General features: G+C 71.5%; 13 protein-coding genes and 1 pseudogene. 6 read left to right on the top strand and 8 right to left on the bottom strand.

What is annotated here, in order from left to right:
* Positions 1-306: 306 nt before the first annotated feature.
* Genes IEZ31_RS06435 through IEZ31_RS06425 form a run of 3 tightly spaced genes read right to left on the bottom strand, consistent with a single transcriptional unit; the run spans position 307 to position 3,229 of the window.
* Positions 307-1,257, bottom strand: coding sequence for a VWA domain-containing protein (locus IEZ31_RS06435; RefSeq protein WP_190248804.1), 951 nt, complete (start codon positions 1,255-1,257; stop codon positions 307-309).
* A complete protein-coding gene (locus IEZ31_RS06430) occupies positions 1,254-2,159 on the bottom strand; it encodes a DUF58 domain-containing protein (RefSeq protein ID WP_190248948.1) in 906 nt (301 codons plus the stop codon). The genes IEZ31_RS06435 and IEZ31_RS06430 overlap by 4 nt, the downstream gene beginning before the upstream one ends.
* Positions 2,160-2,167: 8 nt before the next feature.
* Positions 2,168-3,229 (bottom strand): AAA family ATPase, encoded by a 1,062-nt coding sequence (locus IEZ31_RS06425; RefSeq protein ID WP_190248803.1) that lies wholly within the window; start codon positions 3,227-3,229, stop codon positions 2,168-2,170.
* 274 nt (positions 3,230-3,503) lie between these two features.
* Here IEZ31_RS06425 and IEZ31_RS06420 point away from each other — a divergent pair, with 274 nt between their 5' ends.
* The 3 genes and pseudogenes from IEZ31_RS06420 to IEZ31_RS06410 form a co-directional block, all read left to right on the top strand.
* A complete protein-coding gene (locus tag IEZ31_RS06420) occupies positions 3,504-3,713 on the top strand; it encodes a hypothetical protein (protein WP_229834319.1) in 210 nt (69 codons plus the stop codon).
* A complete protein-coding gene (locus IEZ31_RS06415; protein ID WP_190248802.1) occupies positions 3,710-4,207 on the top strand; it encodes a PH domain-containing protein in 498 nt (165 codons plus the stop codon). Before IEZ31_RS06420 ends, IEZ31_RS06415 begins: the two co-directional genes overlap by 4 nt.
* Positions 4,204-5,451, top strand: a pseudogene (locus IEZ31_RS06410) (PH domain-containing protein); the annotation flags it as partial. The gene IEZ31_RS06415 and the pseudogene IEZ31_RS06410, both read left to right, overlap by 4 nt.
* 480 nt (positions 5,452-5,931) lie before the next feature.
* Here IEZ31_RS06410 and IEZ31_RS06405 read toward each other — a convergent pair.
* Positions 5,932-6,678, bottom strand: a complete 747-nt coding sequence (locus IEZ31_RS06405) for an SIR2 family NAD-dependent protein deacylase (RefSeq protein WP_190248801.1) — start codon at positions 6,676-6,678, stop codon at positions 5,932-5,934.
* A gap of 68 nt (positions 6,679-6,746) precedes the next feature.
* Here IEZ31_RS06405 and IEZ31_RS06400 point away from each other — a divergent pair, with 68 nt between their 5' ends.
* Together IEZ31_RS06400 and IEZ31_RS06395 are read left to right on the top strand one after the other, a co-directional pair.
* Complete coding sequence (locus IEZ31_RS06400) at positions 6,747-7,166, top strand: thioesterase family protein (RefSeq protein ID WP_190248800.1); 420 nt, start codon at positions 6,747-6,749, stop codon at positions 7,164-7,166.
* Entirely contained in the window at positions 7,163-7,969 is an 807-nt protein-coding gene (locus IEZ31_RS06395; RefSeq protein ID WP_190248799.1) for an MBL fold metallo-hydrolase, read from the top strand. The genes IEZ31_RS06400 and IEZ31_RS06395 overlap by 4 nt, the downstream gene beginning before the upstream one ends.
* A 52-nt stretch (positions 7,970-8,021) precedes the next feature.
* On the opposite strand, the gene IEZ31_RS06390 is transcribed toward IEZ31_RS06395, so the two are convergent.
* A complete protein-coding gene (locus IEZ31_RS06390; RefSeq protein WP_229834318.1) occupies positions 8,022-10,097 on the bottom strand; it encodes a catalase in 2,076 nt (691 codons plus the stop codon).
* Positions 10,098-10,114: 17 nt separating this feature from the next.
* On the bottom strand, positions 10,115-10,693 hold the full coding sequence (locus IEZ31_RS06385) for a TetR/AcrR family transcriptional regulator (protein ID WP_190248798.1): 579 nt from the start codon (positions 10,691-10,693) through the stop codon (positions 10,115-10,117).
* A gap of 138 nt (positions 10,694-10,831) precedes the next feature.
* Here IEZ31_RS06385 and IEZ31_RS06380 point away from each other — a divergent pair, with 138 nt between their 5' ends.
* Positions 10,832-11,878 carry an alpha/beta fold hydrolase gene (locus IEZ31_RS06380; protein WP_190248797.1) on the top strand — a complete coding sequence of 349 codons (1,047 nt, stop codon included), beginning with the start codon at positions 10,832-10,834 and terminating at the stop codon, positions 11,876-11,878.
* Positions 11,879-11,887: 9 nt separating this feature from the next.
* On the opposite strand, the gene IEZ31_RS06375 is transcribed toward IEZ31_RS06380, so the two are convergent.
* Entirely contained in the window at positions 11,888-14,389 is a 2,502-nt protein-coding gene (locus IEZ31_RS06375) for a DEAD/DEAH box helicase (RefSeq protein WP_190248796.1), read from the bottom strand.
* Entirely contained in the window at positions 14,386-15,033 is a 648-nt protein-coding gene (trmB, locus tag IEZ31_RS06370) for a tRNA (guanosine(46)-N7)-methyltransferase TrmB (protein ID WP_190248795.1), read from the bottom strand. Before trmB ends, IEZ31_RS06375 begins: the two co-directional genes overlap by 4 nt.
* Between the last annotated feature and the right edge of the window lie 32 nt (positions 15,034-15,065).

Here is a 15,065-nt window from a genome sequence, read left to right as displayed (position 1 = left end):
CGCGACGGCGGGCAGTACGATGGATGGCGCCGCGTGCCCAACGCGTGCCCAACGCTGCCCGTCCGGTACGGCAGCTGCTCCCTGGAGGTGATCGCTGTGCGAAGTAGCGATCCCTCCAGTCGTGTGCCGGTCCTGGTCTGAGGATCCGCCCACGGCTGTCCGCGTGCTTGTTCTCCACCCCTGAGACAACCACCGTTGGGAGCATGTCGTGAGCCGCTTCGTCGCGCCCGTTGGCTTTTTCCTGGCCGCACTGTGGGTCGCCGCCCTCTTCTTCATGGTCGGCGCCCACTAGCCACGCTCGCTCGCTTATGGCAGGCGGGATCCCCAGAGCAGGCTCAGGCCGCCCGCGGCCAGGGCCAGCAGGAAACCGATGCCCAGGTACCACTGGGTGATCTCGCGCGGCTTCGTCCGGTAGCCGATCGAGCTGCCCATGTCGGTGTAGACGCGCTTGAGCTCTTCCTTGCTGGCCGCCTCGTAGAAGTAGCCCTTGGTGACCTCGGCCACCTTCTGCAGCGACGGCCGGTCGACCGGCACCCGCTGCGGGGTGTTGCCGATGCGCACCACGCCCTCGTCGGTGCCGAACGCGATCGTCGAGACCGGCACGTTCGCCGCCGCGGCGGCCGCGGACGCGTCCTCCAGCGAGCGGCCGGCGGTGCGGAACCCGTCGGAGAGCAGCACGATGCGGGCCGGCGGCGGGCCGGCGGCGCCGTCCGCGGGCACGGTCCGGATCGCGTCGAGGCTGGTGAACACGGCCTCGCCGGTCGCCGTCGACTCCTGCAGCGTCAGGCCGTCGATCGCCTGCAGTACCGCGGAGCGCTCTTTCGTCGGCGACACCAGCACGCTCGCCGTCTTCGCGAACGAGACGATGCCGACGTTGAACGACGCCGGCAGCTGCTTCACGAAGTCCGTCGCGGCCGACTTGGCCGCGTCGATGCGCGTCGGCGCGACGTCGGTCGCCTGCATCGACAGGGAGACGTCGATGGCCAGCATGATGGTGGCCCGCTCCAGCGGCTCCTTGCTGTCGTACGACGGCCGGGCCAGGCCGAAGCCGAGCACCAACAGGCTCAGCAGGAACGCGGCGGCGCTGATGTGCCGGCGCGGGCCGATGCCCTTGGGCACCAGGCTGGAGAGCAGGTCGACGTTGGTGAACCGCACGGCGAACGCGCGCCGGTGCAGCTGCCGCCAGACGTACACGCCGATGACGGCGGCGACGGGCAGCAGGGAAAGCAGCCACCAGGGCGAGAGCAAACGGATCATCGAGTCGTACCTCGGGTTCGGGCGTGGCGCTGGGCTGCGACGAACCGGACGATGTCGAGCAGCCAGTCGGAGTCGGTGCGCAGGCGCAGGTGCGCGGCGTTGGCGCCGCGCAGGGCGCCGGCGATGGCGCCCCGCTGGGCGGCGGCCGCGTGCGCGTAGCGGTGCCGCAGCTTCGGGTCGGCGGTCTGCACCTCATGCATCCGGCCCGTCTCCGGGTCGACGAGGGCGATCACCCCGACGTTGGGCAGCTCCAGCTCGCGCGGGTCGACGACCTCGACGGCGAGCAGGTCGTGGCGGACGCCGAGCTTGCGCAGCGGGCGGGCCCACTGGGCGACCGGGGTCATGAAGTCGGAGATGACCACGGCGAGGCCGCGCCGCCGCGGCGGGCGGTTGAGCATGTCGATGAGCGCGCCGAGGTCGGCCCGGCCGGGCTGCGGTGGGGTGTGGGCGATCGCGCGCAGCAGGCCCTGGGCGTCCTTGCGGCCGGGGCGGGCGGGCATCCGGGTGAGGGCGCTGCCGGTGCCCACCACGGCGCCGACGCGGTTGCCGCCCCGCACGACCAGGTGCGAGACCGCGGCGGCCGCGGCGACGGCGAGGTCGCGCTTGAGATACCGCGCCGTGCCGAAGTCGAGGCTCGCGCTCAGGTCGACGGCGAGCCACGCCTCCAGCTCGCGGTCGGCGACCGTCTGGCGCACGTGCGGCAGCGTCGTGCGGGCCGTGACGGGCCAGTCCATGCGCCGAACGTCGTCGCCGGGGCGATACTCCCGCGACTCACCCGCCTCGGTCCCCGGCCCGGGCAGCAGGCCGAGGTAGTCGCCCTGCAGCAGCCCGTCGAGCTTGCGCGTGATGAGCAGCTGCATGCGGTTGAGGACGACCTCGGCGCGGGCGTCCTGACGCTCCATCTGCTGGTTCAACGGCCGGGCCACGTCGTGATCGTCGTCGTCTGCGGGGGACCGGACACCGCCTGGGCCTGCTGGCGGGGCGCGACGGTCGGCGGCGGCACGGCGGCCAGCACGCGGCGCACGATGTCGTCGGCCGGGATGTCGTCGGCGAGCGCGTCGTAGGACAGCACCAGCCGGTGGCGCAGGATGTCGGGCGCGATGTCCTGCACGTCCTGCGGCAGCGCGTAGTCCCGGCCCCGGAGCAGGGCGAGGGCGCGGGACGCCCGCACGATGCCCAGCGAGGCACGGGGGCTCGCACCGTACTGGATGAGCTGCGCGACGTCGGCCAGGCCGTGCTCGGCCGGCGCCCGGGTGGCGACGACCAGCCGCACCGCGTAGTCGACGAGCGCGTTGTGCACGAACACGTCGTCGGCCTTGGCCTGCAGCCCCATCAGCTCCTCGGTGGTGAGCACCGCGACCGGGTCGGGCGTCTTCACCGACACCCGGTAGACGATCTCCCGCTCCTCGGCGTCGCTCGGGTAGCCGACCTGGATCTTCATCAGGAACCGGTCGCGCTGGGCCTCGGGCAGCGGGTAGACGCCCTCCTGCTCGATCGGGTTCTGGGTGGCCATGACCAGGAAGGGCCGCGGGACGTCGTAGCTCTCGCCGCCGATCGAGACCTGCTGCTCGGCCATGACCTCCAGCAGCGCCGACTGCACCTTGGCCGGCGCACGGTTGATCTCGTCGGCGAGCAGGAAGTTGACGAACACGGGGCCGAGCTCGACGTCGAACTTCTCGCTCGACTGCCGGTAGATCCGCGTGCCGACGATGTCGGCGGGCACCAGGTCGGGGGTGAACTGGATGCGGGAGAACGTGCCGCCCACGACCCGGGCCAGCGTCTCGACGGCGAGGGTCTTGGCGACGCCGGGGACGCCTTCGAGGAGGACGTGGCCGCGGCTGAGCAACGACACGAACATCCGCTCGATCATGCGATCCTGACCGACGATGACCCTCTTCACCTCGAAGAGGGCACGCTCGAGCACGGTCGCGTCCTGTGCGGGTGTCGAGACGGGGTTGCTCGGCTGGGTCACCGGTCCTCCACGCGTAGGTGTGTGGTTCCGAGCCTAGCGTCGCATGTCCGGACACCCGCAGCGATCCGGCGCCGCTGGGAGCCTTCTGGGAGTTTCTTTTAGTGTGATATTTCGGATATGTGGCTATCGACCGTGGCGATTTTTGTCATCGGACACCTCGGGTGACTGGACACCACCCGTACCGAGGTGGGTACGATTCACCCCGTCGCCGGGCGGCTTCCCCCGTGGCCGCCCGGCGCTCATCCTCCTCCGCGTCGCTGGCAGACTGGCCCGCGTGGATCCGCTGATCTGCTCCGCCAAGGGTTGCCGTGCGCCCGCTGCCTGGCAGCTGCGCTGGAACAACCCGAAGCTGCACACGCCCGACCGGCGCAAGACCTGGCTGGCCTGCCCCGATCATCGGGAGTCGCTCTCGGCGTTCCTGGACGCCCGCGGGTTCCTGCGGGAGACCGTGCCGATCGATGATCGGGATAGGCTCGAAGAGTGACGGTGGCTCCCGATCCGCTCCGCCCGTGGCCGGACACCGTGGCCTGGCGGCCGATTTCGCCGCGGTACTTCCTGGTGCGGGTCTGCGTGCTGGCGCTCTGGGTCGTGATCCTCGTCCTGGGTGCGCTCATCGCAGGCCTGCTGTTCTCGGCCTGGTTCCTGCCGGCCGCCCCGGTGATCCTCGTCCTCGGCATCGTGCGCGCGGCCTTCCTGCGCCGCTCGCTGCGGGCCTGGGGCTATGCCGAACGGGCCGACGACCTGCTGGTCCGGCACGGGCTGCTGATCCGGCGGCTGTCGATCGTGCCGTACGCACGGATGCAGTTCGTCGATGTGAGCGCCGGTCCGCTGGAGCGCGCCGCCGGCCTGGCGACCGTGACGCTGCACACGGCCGCGGCCGCGAGCGACGCCACCGTGCCGGGCCTCGACGCCGCCGAGGCCACCCGGCTGCGCGACCGGCTCGCCGCGCTCGGCGAGATCCGCGAAGAGGGCCTGTGAACCGCCAGCGTCTGCATCCGCTGACGCCCCTGGTCCGCGGCGCCAAGCTGGTCGCCGCCGCGGCCGTCGTCATCTCGTGGCAGGGCCTGCGCGACCTGGGCCCGCTCGGCTGGCTGGCGTCCATGGCGGGCATCCTGATCGTGGCCGTGCTCGTGTCGGCGGTCATCTGGCTCGTCACCGGGTACGAGGTCGTCGGCCGCGAGCTGCGGGTCCACGAGGGCCTCCTGTCGCGGCGCACCCGCACGATCCCGCTCGAACGCGTCCAGGCCATCGACATCGTCCGCCCGGCTCTGGCCCGCGTCTTCGGCCTGGCCGAGCTGCGCCTGGAGGTCATCGGGGCGGGCAAGACGGAGGCGCCGCTCGCGTACCTGACCGTGGCCGGCGCCAGCGAGCTGCGCGGCCGCCTGCTCGGCCTGGCCACGGGCGTCGCCCCCGACCCGGTCTCCCGCGAGCGCCCGGTCTTCACCGCGCTCAACCGCCGCCTGCTCCTGGCCCAGCTCCTCACGCCGCAGGCCCTGGCCGTGCCCGTCGGCGCCGCGTTCGTCATCTGGCAGGCGACCCTCGACCCGACCTGGACCATCATCGGCGCCGCCAGCACGGTCACGGCCTTCCTGGGCGCCTTCCAGGTCCCCGTCCGCCGCGTCCTCGACGAGTGGGACTTCCACCTGGGCGTGGACGCCGCCGTCTTCCGCGTCCGCCAGGGCCTCCTCAACAAGCGCAGCCAGACCGTCCCGCCGCGGCGCGTCCAGGGCCTGAAAATCACCTGGCCGCTCCTGTGGCGGGCCCCCGGCTGGTCCCGCGCCCGCATCGACGTCGCCGGCTACGGCGGCGACGGCGAGGAGCAGCTGCGGGCGGGCACGCTGGTGCCCGTCGCCGCGTCCGCCGACACCGCCGGGGTCGCGGCGATGGTACTGGGCGTCGCCGTCACCCTCCGCCCCCACCACGCCGCCATCGACGCCACCGCGGTCCCGGTGACGGGCCCGCCGAGCCGGGCCCGCTGGCTGGCTCCCCTGGCCTGGTCCCGCATCGGCGTGGGCGTCACCGACGACGTGGTGGCGGTCCGCGAGGGGGTACTGACCCGCGAACTGGTGGCGGTCCCCCTGGCCCGCGTGCAGAGCGTCCGGGTCACGCAGGGCCCGCTGCAACGCCTCCTCACCCTGGCCACGGTCCACGTGGACACAGCGGGCGGCCTGCATGCCGTGGCCCGGCACCGGGACGCGCTGGACGCTTATGCGCTGGCGGACGACCTGGCGAGGCGCTCGCGGGCCGCGCGGCAGACGTTCTTGTCCCGGGCGCGCGCTGTGGCGGCGGCTGCTGCTGTTTCCTCGGCTGGCCCTCCTTCCTCGGCCGTCTCCGCGTCGGCCTGGGGTGACCCTCCGGCGACCTCGTCTCCTGCCGCCGCGCCGTTCCCGTCCTCTTCTGGGCTGCCTACCGCTGCGCCGTTTCCCTCCCCTGCCGGCCTGTCTTCCCGCTCTTCCCCCTCTTCCTCCGCGGCCCCGCCGTCCGACTCCGGGCCGTTCCCCGCGGCCTCGCCGTCCCATTCCGGGCCCTTCCCCGCGGCCCCGCCGCCGCATGCCGGGCCATCCCCCTCGGCCCCGCCGCCCCTTTCCGGGCCGTCCCCCGCGGCCCCACCGTCCCTTTCCGGGCCGTTCCCCGCGGCCCCGCCGTCCTCTCCAGAGGCCGGGCAGCCGGCGGCGCCGATCCCGATGGTGCCGGGCGGTCTTTCAGGCGTCGGCGCCTCCGGCGATCAGGGGCAGGACGACACCGATCGGCTCGCGGACGACGCGGTCGGCGATGGCGTCGTACGGCGTCGGCGCGTCGTTCACGATCACGACCCGAGCACCGCGCTTCCGGGCGACCTCGACGAGCCCGGCGGCCGGGTGGACGGTCAGTGAGGTCCCGACGGTGACGAACGTCCGGCAGTACATCGCCGCCTCCGCCGCCGCCTCCAGCGTCGCCATGTTCATCTGCTGACCGAACGAGATCGTCGCCGACTTCAGGATCCCGCCGCACTCCTCGCAGGCCGGATCGTCCTCGCCTCCCTCCACGCGGTCGAGGATCTCGCGCATCGGCCGCCGGTCGCCGCACCCGAGGCACTCCGTCTCCGAGAGCGTGCCGTGCAGCTCGATCACCTTGGCGGGGTCGCTGCCGGCCCGCTGGTGGAGCCCGTCGATGTTCTGCGTGATGATCGCGGTGAGCTTGCCGCGCCGCTCCAGCTCCACGAGCGCCGTGTGTCCGGCATTCGGCTCGGCGGTCCACGCCGGGTGGCGCAGCCGCTCCTGCCACGAACGGCGCCGCACGTCCGGATCGGCGACGTAATGGTCGATCGAGGACAGCTTCATCGCCTCGGGGTCGCGCGTCCACACCCCGTTGGGCCCGCGGAAGTCCGGGATTCCGGAGTCGGTCGAGATGCCCGCCCCGGTCAGCACGACCACTCCTCCCTCGTCCGCCCACCGCATGATCTCCTCCATGGCGGCAATTATCGACGTGCGTCAGGTTTTCCGGCGACGCGTTATGCACGGTCGTTAGGCTGGGGAGTATGCAGCCGAACGAGCGCCCCTCGGTCGATGCGGCCCCCTGGGTGGGCGCCGTCACCCGCGTCGAGCTCAAGGTCACCGACGCCGACACCGCCCAGGCGGTGGGGTCGGGCGACGTGCCGGTCCTCGGCACCCCACGCGTGCTGGCCCTGGCCGAGGCGGCCACGGTCGGCGCGACGGCGAGCCGCCTGCCCCCGGGCTTCACCACGGTCGGCACCCGCGTCGAGCTGGAGCACAAGGCGGCGACGCCCATCGGCGGCAAGGTCACCGCCGAGGCCCGGCTGGCAAAGACGGACGGCCGCAAGCTGGTCTTCGAGATCGTGGTTCGCGACGGCCGCCAGATCGTCGCCGAGGGCCGCGTCGAGCGCATCATCGTCGATCGCCAGCGGTTCCTGAACAAGGCCCTGGAGGACCGCTCATGACCCACCTGCGCGAGATCGCCTCCAACGTGCACATCCTGCGTCACAAGGTGCTGGACGTGACCGCCGCCCTGATCGTCGGCGGGGAGTCGGCGCTGGTCGTCGACACGCTGTCGACCACCGCCCAGGCCCGCGACCTGCTGAACGCGGTCCGCCGGGTGACCGACCTCCCCCTCGCCGTCGTCAACACGCACCACCACTTCGACCACACCTTCGGCAACGCCGTGTTCGCCCCGGCCCCGATCTGGGGGCACGAGGAGACGGCGGTGCTGCTGGGCCCCCACCACGGCGAGCCCATGCGAGCCGAGTGCCAGCGCGCCTACCCGGACCTCGCCGCGGAACTGGCCGAGGTGCCGATCACCCCGCCGACCGACCTCGTTCGCACCGCCCAGGACCTCGACCTCGGCGACCGGCTGGTGGAGCTGCGCCACTTCGGCCGCGGCCACTCGGCCGGTGACCTGGTCGTCCTTGTCCCCGACGCCGACGTGGTCATCGCCGGTGACCTGGTGGAGGAGAGCGGCCCACCACAGTTCGACGACGCCTACCCCCTCGAGTGGCCCGACACCCTCGCCGCCCTGCTGCCGCACCTGGCGGAGACCACCCAGGTCGTCCCCGGCCACGGACGCTCGGTCGACCGCTCGTTCGTGCAGGCCCAGCACGAGCAGCTCGCGTCGCTCGCCTGGCTCATCCGGGAGGGTGACCAGGACGGCGCCCCACCCGACCGGGTGGCCGCGAAGTCGCCGTTCCCCCAGGAGTTGTCGCTGATCGCCGTGCACCGGGGCTACCTCCACCTGAACCAGTCCTGAGCGCTGTCCTGCTGCGGCCCGGTTCTGCTTCGGCATCCCGCCGGGGTCGGGATCAGGCCGGGATCGCCGCGACGTCCCGGTCGAAGTTGCGGTGCCTGGCGAGCGACGCGACCAGTTCGGACACGAACGTGTCGGACCAAGCGTCGTGCGCGATCAGTGCCGGATCGGCCAACGCCGTCGGTAACGGGATCTGGCCGCGCTGCAGCAGGGCAAGCCCGGAGCCGACCGCGCAGACGGTCTTGCCGTGCTTGAACGCCTCGGCGGCGAAGTGCACCGCCTGCCCGTCCGTGGCCAGGTCCGGCGCGCCGTCCGGCACGATCACCGCGTCGTAGAGCACCGAGGCCATCGTCGGCAGCGCCCGGTCCACGTCCATCGACACCCCGTCGGAGGTGGTGATCCGGCCGTCGACCGGCGCGAGGAGCTCGACGACCGCGCCGCGCTCGGTCAGCTTGTCCCGCAGGGCGGCCAGCGCGTGGGCGTCCACGCCGTCGGCGACCAGCACCGCCACCCGGCGGCTGATGATCGAGTCCCGCGCCGTGTTGGCCTGCGACAGCGCCGGCGAGCTGCGGCCGTGGTTGTCGGCCGACTTCACCGGCTCCTCGACGCCGACGCCGTGCGCGACCGCGACGGCCAGGTCGTGGTCGATCCGGTTGAGGTGCTCGACCACGCGGACCCGGATCGGCATGGCCCGCACCTTGCCGAGCTCGAACCGGTATGCCGAGATGATGTGCTCCCTCTCCCAACCGGACATGCTGTTCCAGAACAGGGTCGCCTGGGTGTAGTGGTCGGCGAACGTCTCGCTGCGCTTGCGCTCCTTCGGGCCGTCGACCGCCTCCGGGAAGTGCACGAACCCGGCCGCGCCGGCCGGCTTCGGCAGGTCGTCGCCGAGCGAGTTCGGGAAGTAGTTGGCCTGTCCCACCGGCGTCTCGTGCTGGTGGAAGCCGTCCTGCTGATGGTTGCGGACGGCGGCGATCGGGCGGTTGATCGGCAGCTGCGGGAAGTTGGGCCCGCCGAGCCGGGTGAGCTGCGTGTCGAGGTACGAGAAGAGCCGCGCCTGCATCAGCGGGTCGTTGGTGAAGTCGATGCCGGGCACCACGTTGCCGACGCAGAACGCGACCTGCTCGGTCTCGGCGAAGAAGTTGCTGGGGTTGCGGTTCAGCGTGAGGCGGCCGACCGGCGTCACCGGCACGAGCTCCTCGGGAATGATCTTCGTCGGATCGAGGATGTCGATGTCGTCGAACTGGTATGCCTGCTCCTGCGGGATTAGCTGCAGGCCCAGCTCCCAGGACGGGAACTGCCCGCTGTCGATCGCCTCCCACAGGTCGCGCCGGTTGAAGTCGGGGTCCCTGCCCGAGATCAGCTGCGCCTCGTCGAAGACGAGCGAGTGCGTGCCGAGGGACGGCGTCCAGTGGAACTTCACGAACGTGCTGCGGCCGTGCGCGTTGACCAGCCGGAAGGTGTGCACGCCGAAGCCCTGCATCATGCGGAAGCTGCGGGGCAGGGCCCGGTCGGACATCAGCCACATCACGTGGTGCATCGTCTCCGGCTGCAGCGACACGAAGTCCCAGAACGTGTCGTGGGCCGACGCCGCCTGCGGCATCTCGTGGTGCGGCTCGGGCTTGAGCGCGTGCACCAGGTCGGGGAACTTGATGCCGTCCTGGATGAAGAACACCGGCATGTTGTTGCCGACGAGGTCGAAGTTGCCCTGCCGGGTGTAGAACTTGGTGGCGAACCCGCGCACGTCGCGCGGTGTGTCGGTGGATCCGCGCGAGCCCTGGACGGTCGAGAAGCGCACGAACACCGGCGTCTCGGCGTCGGGGTCGGTCAGGAAGTCGGCCGTCGTGTACTCGTCCAGCGGTTCGTACACCTTGAAGAAACCGTGGGCGCCCGACCCGCGCGCGTGCACCACCCGCTCGGGGACGCGCTCGTGGTCGAACCGCATGATCTTCTCGCGCAGATGGAAGTCCTCAAGCAGCGTCGGACCACGCGCGCCCGCCCGCAACGAGTTGTCGGTCTCCTCGACCGGGATGCCCTGGTCGGTGGTCAGCACACCCTCGTTGAACGGTCGGCGGCTGGCTGCGAGCTGCCGGTCCTTGGCGGTCATACGCTTGGGGCTACCACGTTCCATCTGCTTTACACCTTTTGCTAGGGATCGAGTCGGGCGGCGATCGCGCGTAAGCCGTCGATCAGGTCGCGCCCGCTCAGCGCCAGCTCCGGCGTCACGAGGTGCTGCAGCACGACGCCGGAGATGAGCGCCTGGTAGACGCCACCCACCGTGCGGGCCAGCTCCGGCTCCTCGTCGCCGTCGATCCCGTGGAACAGCTCGGCCAGGCCGGCCTGGGCGCCACCCTGCGCCTCCGTCCAGTCCCAGTCCGGGCCCTGCCCCCGCGCGACCTGGGTGGCCGCCTCGAACTGCGTGGTCCACAGCGCACGGTTGGCGGCGATCGAATCGATCACCCGCGTCCAGATGGCGACGAACCGGTCAGCCGGCGCGAGCGCGGCGTCGCCCTCGTCGTTCAGGGCGTTCTCCAGCTCGTCGGCCCACTGCTCCATCGCCTGGAAAAGCACGGTGCTGAGCAGCGCCTGGGTGGTGCCGAAGTGATAGCCGATCGCGGCCAGGCTCACACCCGCGGTCGTCGCGATGTCCCTGGCCGTGGTCTCGGCATAGCCCTTCTCGAACAGGCACTGCAGCGCTCCGTCGAGGAGCTTCTCCCGGTTTCCCATGGCGGTGACAGTACCGTCTGAGACGACAGTCTCGCAAATCCGTCTCGCAAATTCGTCTTGAAAACTTGTCTTGCAAATCTGTCTGAGAATCTCGTACAGTCGGCCCAACGCACCGCAGCCATCCCCTCGGAGGACGTCATGTTCATCGCCGCATCCGTCGCGACCGCCGCTGCCGCCACCGCCGCCGCTCCCCTCGCCTACCGGGCCGTTCGCAAGCACCGCCGCGCCGTGGAGGCGCGCATCGACGGCGTGCACGGCATCGCCGAAAGCCGCTACGTCACGATCGGCGGGGTCGACCAGTGGCTGCAGATCCGCGGCGAGGACCGGGCCAACCCGGTCCTGCTGGTCGTGCACGGCGGCCCGGGCTCGCCCTATTCCGTGTTCACGGCGCTCCTGCGCGAGTGGGAGCGGCACTTCACGGTCGTGCACTGGGACCGCCGGGGCTGTGGCCGCACGCTGCGCCGCAACGGCTGGCCGCCGGCCGGCGAGCTGACCTTCGAGCGGATGGTCGAGGACGGCATCGAGGTCGCCGAGTGGCTCCGCCGCCACCTGGACAAGGACAAGATCGTGCTGATGGCCGGCTCGATGGGCACCATCGTGGGCCTGCCGATGGCACAGCGCCGCCCGGACCTGTTCAGCGCCTACGTGGGCACCGACTTCTACGTCGACATGGTCGCCAACGAGCGCGAGGGGCGCCGGGACACCCTCGCGCGGCTCCGCGCCGCCGGCAACAAGCGGGGCGTGGCCGCCCTGGAGGCGCTCGACGACGACCCACGCGGGTGGGACGTCGCGGCCTGGGGCCGGCGGATGCAGTGGAGCATGGCCACCGACCCGACCACACCCAACGCCGTGTTCAAGCTGCTGTTCCCGCTGCTGCTCACCAAGCCCGACTACTCACTGGGCGACGTCATGGCCTGGCTGCAGGGTTTCGGCAAGGTCCGCGACGCGATGTTCGAGCAGTTCATGGCGTTCGACGCCCGATCGCTCGGCACGCGGTTCGAGATCCCGTTCCACCTGTTCCAGGGCGCGCGTGACGTCGTGACCCTGACCGAGCCGGCGGTCGACTACTTCGCCGAGGTCGAGGCGCCGCACAAGTCGCTGGTCCTCATCGAGGACGCGAGCCACTTCGCGGCGTTCACCCAGCCCGGCCGGTTTCTGGCGGCGCTGCGAGGCGCCACCGCCTGACCGCCGGCCTCAGGCCGGACCGACCGACACGACGCGCACAGCAGCGGCGCCGAGCGCGTCCGACTCGGCCAGATCCACCTCGGCGACGATCGCCCAGTCACGGTCGCCGGCCGGGTCGTCGAAGATCTGGCGGACGTGCCAGCGCTCCGGCTTCTGGTCGATCACCAGCAGCGCCGGGCCGCGGGCGTCCGGGCCCACGCCGAGGCTGTCGTACTCCTCGAAGTAGTCCTCGATCGCATCCTGCCAAGCATCGGAGGTGAACCCGTGCTCGCCGTCCAGCTCGCCCAGTTCGTCGTAGCGGCGCAGCGCCGCGAGCTCCACCCGGCGGAACAGCGCGTTGCGGACCAGCACCCGGAAGGCGCGCAGGTTGCGCGTGACGGCCGGTGGGCGGTCGTCGACCACGACCGGCCGTTCGTCGGTGGGGTTGCGCAGGCGCTCCCACTCGTCGATGAGGCTGGAGTCGACCTGGCGCACCAGCTCCCCCAGCCACTCGATGACGTCGGTGAGCTCCTCGGTGCGCGCGTCCTCCGGCACCGTCTGGCGCAGCGCCTTGAAGGCGTCGGCGAGGTATCGCAGGACCAGGCCCTCGGATCGCGAGAGGCTGTAGAAGCTGACGTATTCGACGAAGGTCATCGCCCGCTCGTACATGTCGCGGACCACGGACTTCGGCGAGAGCTGGTAGTCGGCGACCCACGGGTGCCCCTGCTTGTACAGGTTGTAGGCGCTGTCGAGCAGGTCCGCGAGCGGCTTCGGGTGGGTGACCGAGTCGAGCAGCTCCAGCCGCTCCTCGTATTCGATGCCGTCGGCCTTCATCGCCGCGACCGCCTCGCCGCGGGCCTTGAACTGCTGCGCCGACAGGACCTGCCGCGGGTCGTCCAATGTGGACTCGATGACCGAGAGCACGTCGAGGGCGTAGGCCGGCGCCTCGCGGTCGAGGAGCTCGATCGCGGCCAGGGCGAACGGGGACAGCGGCTGGTTCAGCGCGAAGTCCATCTGCAGGTCGACGGTGAGCCGCACGCGGCGGCCCTCCTCGTCGGGCTCGTCGAGCTGCTCGACCACGCCGCCGGCGAGCAGCGCCCGGTAGATGGCGATGGCCCGGCGGATGAGCCGGCGCTGGGAGTGGGCATCCTCGTGGTTCTCGGTGAGCAGGTGCCGCATCGCCCGGAAGGCGTCGCCCGGCCGGCTGATCACGTTGAGCAGCATCGCGTGCGAGACCTGGAAGCTGGACCTGAGCGGCTCGGGCTCGGCCTCGACCAGTCGCTCGAAGGTCGGCCGGCCCCAGCCGATCGATCCCTCCGGCGGCTTCTTGCGCACCACCTTGCGCCGCTTCTTCGGGTCGTCGCCCGCCTTCGCCAGCGCGCGCTCGTTGTCGATGACGTGCTCCGGCGCCTGCACCACCACCGTGCCGATCGTGTCGAAGCCGGCGCGGCCGGCCCGGCCCGCGATCTGGTGGAACTCGCGGGCGTACAGGAGGCGGGTCTTCTGCCCGTCGTACTTCGACAGGGCGGTGAAGAGCACCGTGCGGATCGGCACGTTGATGCCGACGCCGAGCGTGTCGGTGCCGCAGATCACCTTGAGCAGGCCGGCCTGGGCGAGGGTTTCGACGAGCCGGCGGTATTTCGGCAGCATGCCGGCGTGGTGCACGCCGATCCCGTGGCGCACCAGCCGCGACAGCGTCTTGCCGAAGCCGGCGGTGAAGCGGAAGTTGCCGATCGCCTCGGCGATCATGTCCTTCTCGGCCCGCGTCGACACGTTGATGCTCATCAGGGCCTGCGCGCGCTCCAGGGCGGCGGCCTGCGTGAAGTGCACGATGTAGACCGGCGCCTGCCGGGTGCTCAGCAGCTCCTCGATCGTCTCGTGCAGCGGGTCCATCGAGTAGGTGAACATGAGCGGCACCGGCCGCTCGGCGTTCTTCACCACGGCGGTGGGCCTGCCGGTCCGGCGGGTCAGGTCGTCCTCGAAGCGGCTGACGTCGCCGAGGGTCGCGGACATGAGCACGAACTGCGCCTGCGGCAGCTCGATGAGCGGCACCTGCCACGCCCAGCCGCGGTCCGGGTCGGCGTAGAAGTGGAACTCGTCCATGACGACGATGCCGACGTCGGCCTCGGCGCCGTCGCGCAGCGCGATGTTGGCGAGGATCTCGGCCGTGCAGCAGATGATCGGCGCGTCGGCGTTGACGCTGGCGTCGCCGGTGAGCATGCCGACGTTCTCGGCGCCGAACATCTCGACCAGGGCGAAGAACTTCTCGGAGACGAGCGCCTTGATGGGCGCGGTGTAGAAGGTGGTGCGGTCGTCGGCGAGCGCGGCGAAGTGGGCGCCGGCCGCCACGAGGCTCTTGCCGGAGCCGGTGGGCGTGTTCAGGATGACGTTCGCGCCCGAGACGATCTCGATGAGCGCCTCTTCCTGGTGCGGATACAGGCTGAGGCCCTGCTCCTTGGCCCAGGCGGCGAAGGCGTCGAAGACGGCGTCGGGGTCGCCGCCGCGCGGGACGCGGCTCGCGAGGGCGCTCACGACTTCACGTACATCAGGTCGAACGACGGACGGCCGTCGCGGATGGCGCGCTGCTCGAACTTCGTGAGCGGGCGGTGGGGCGGGCGCGGTGCGAAGCCGTCGTGGAGGTTGCGCAGCCGCGGGTCGGCGGTCAGCGTCTCCAGCATCGCCTCGGCGTACCCGGCGTCGTCGGTCGCGCAGTGCAGCACGCCGCCCGGGCGGAGCCGGTCACGGAGGAGCGCCACGTGGCCCGGCTGGATCAGGCGGCGCTTGTGGTGCCTGGCCTTCGGCCACGGGTCGGGGAAGAACACATGCACGGCGTCGAGACTTTCGAGAGGGATGTCGGTGCGCAGCAGTTCGAGCGCGTCGACGCTGACGACCCGCAGGTTGGTCAGGCCGTGCTGCTCGATGAGCGAGAGCAGGTTGGCGACCCCGGGCGTGTGGATCTCGACGGCCAGGTATCGGCGGGCGGGATCGGCCGCGGCCATTTCGACCGTCGCCTCTCCCATGCCGGAGCCGATCTCCAGGACGTCGACGGGGTCGCCGGGGGCGAACGCGAACGCGTCGGCCAGGCGGTGGAGCGCGTCGAAGTGCCGACCACTGAGCCGCCCCCGGCGCGGGTGGTATGTCCGGATGGGCTTGCGGGGGCGCTCGACGGTAGTCACGGGTGAACAACCTTACCTGGCGTGCGCGCGAG

This window comes from Dactylosporangium sucinum (assembly GCF_014647515.1).
Taxonomy (GTDB): Bacteria; Actinomycetota; Actinomycetes; order Mycobacteriales; family Micromonosporaceae; genus Dactylosporangium; species Dactylosporangium sucinum.
Note: the sequence above shows the minus strand (reverse complement) of the source record. Positions and strands in the feature narration are given on the sequence as shown.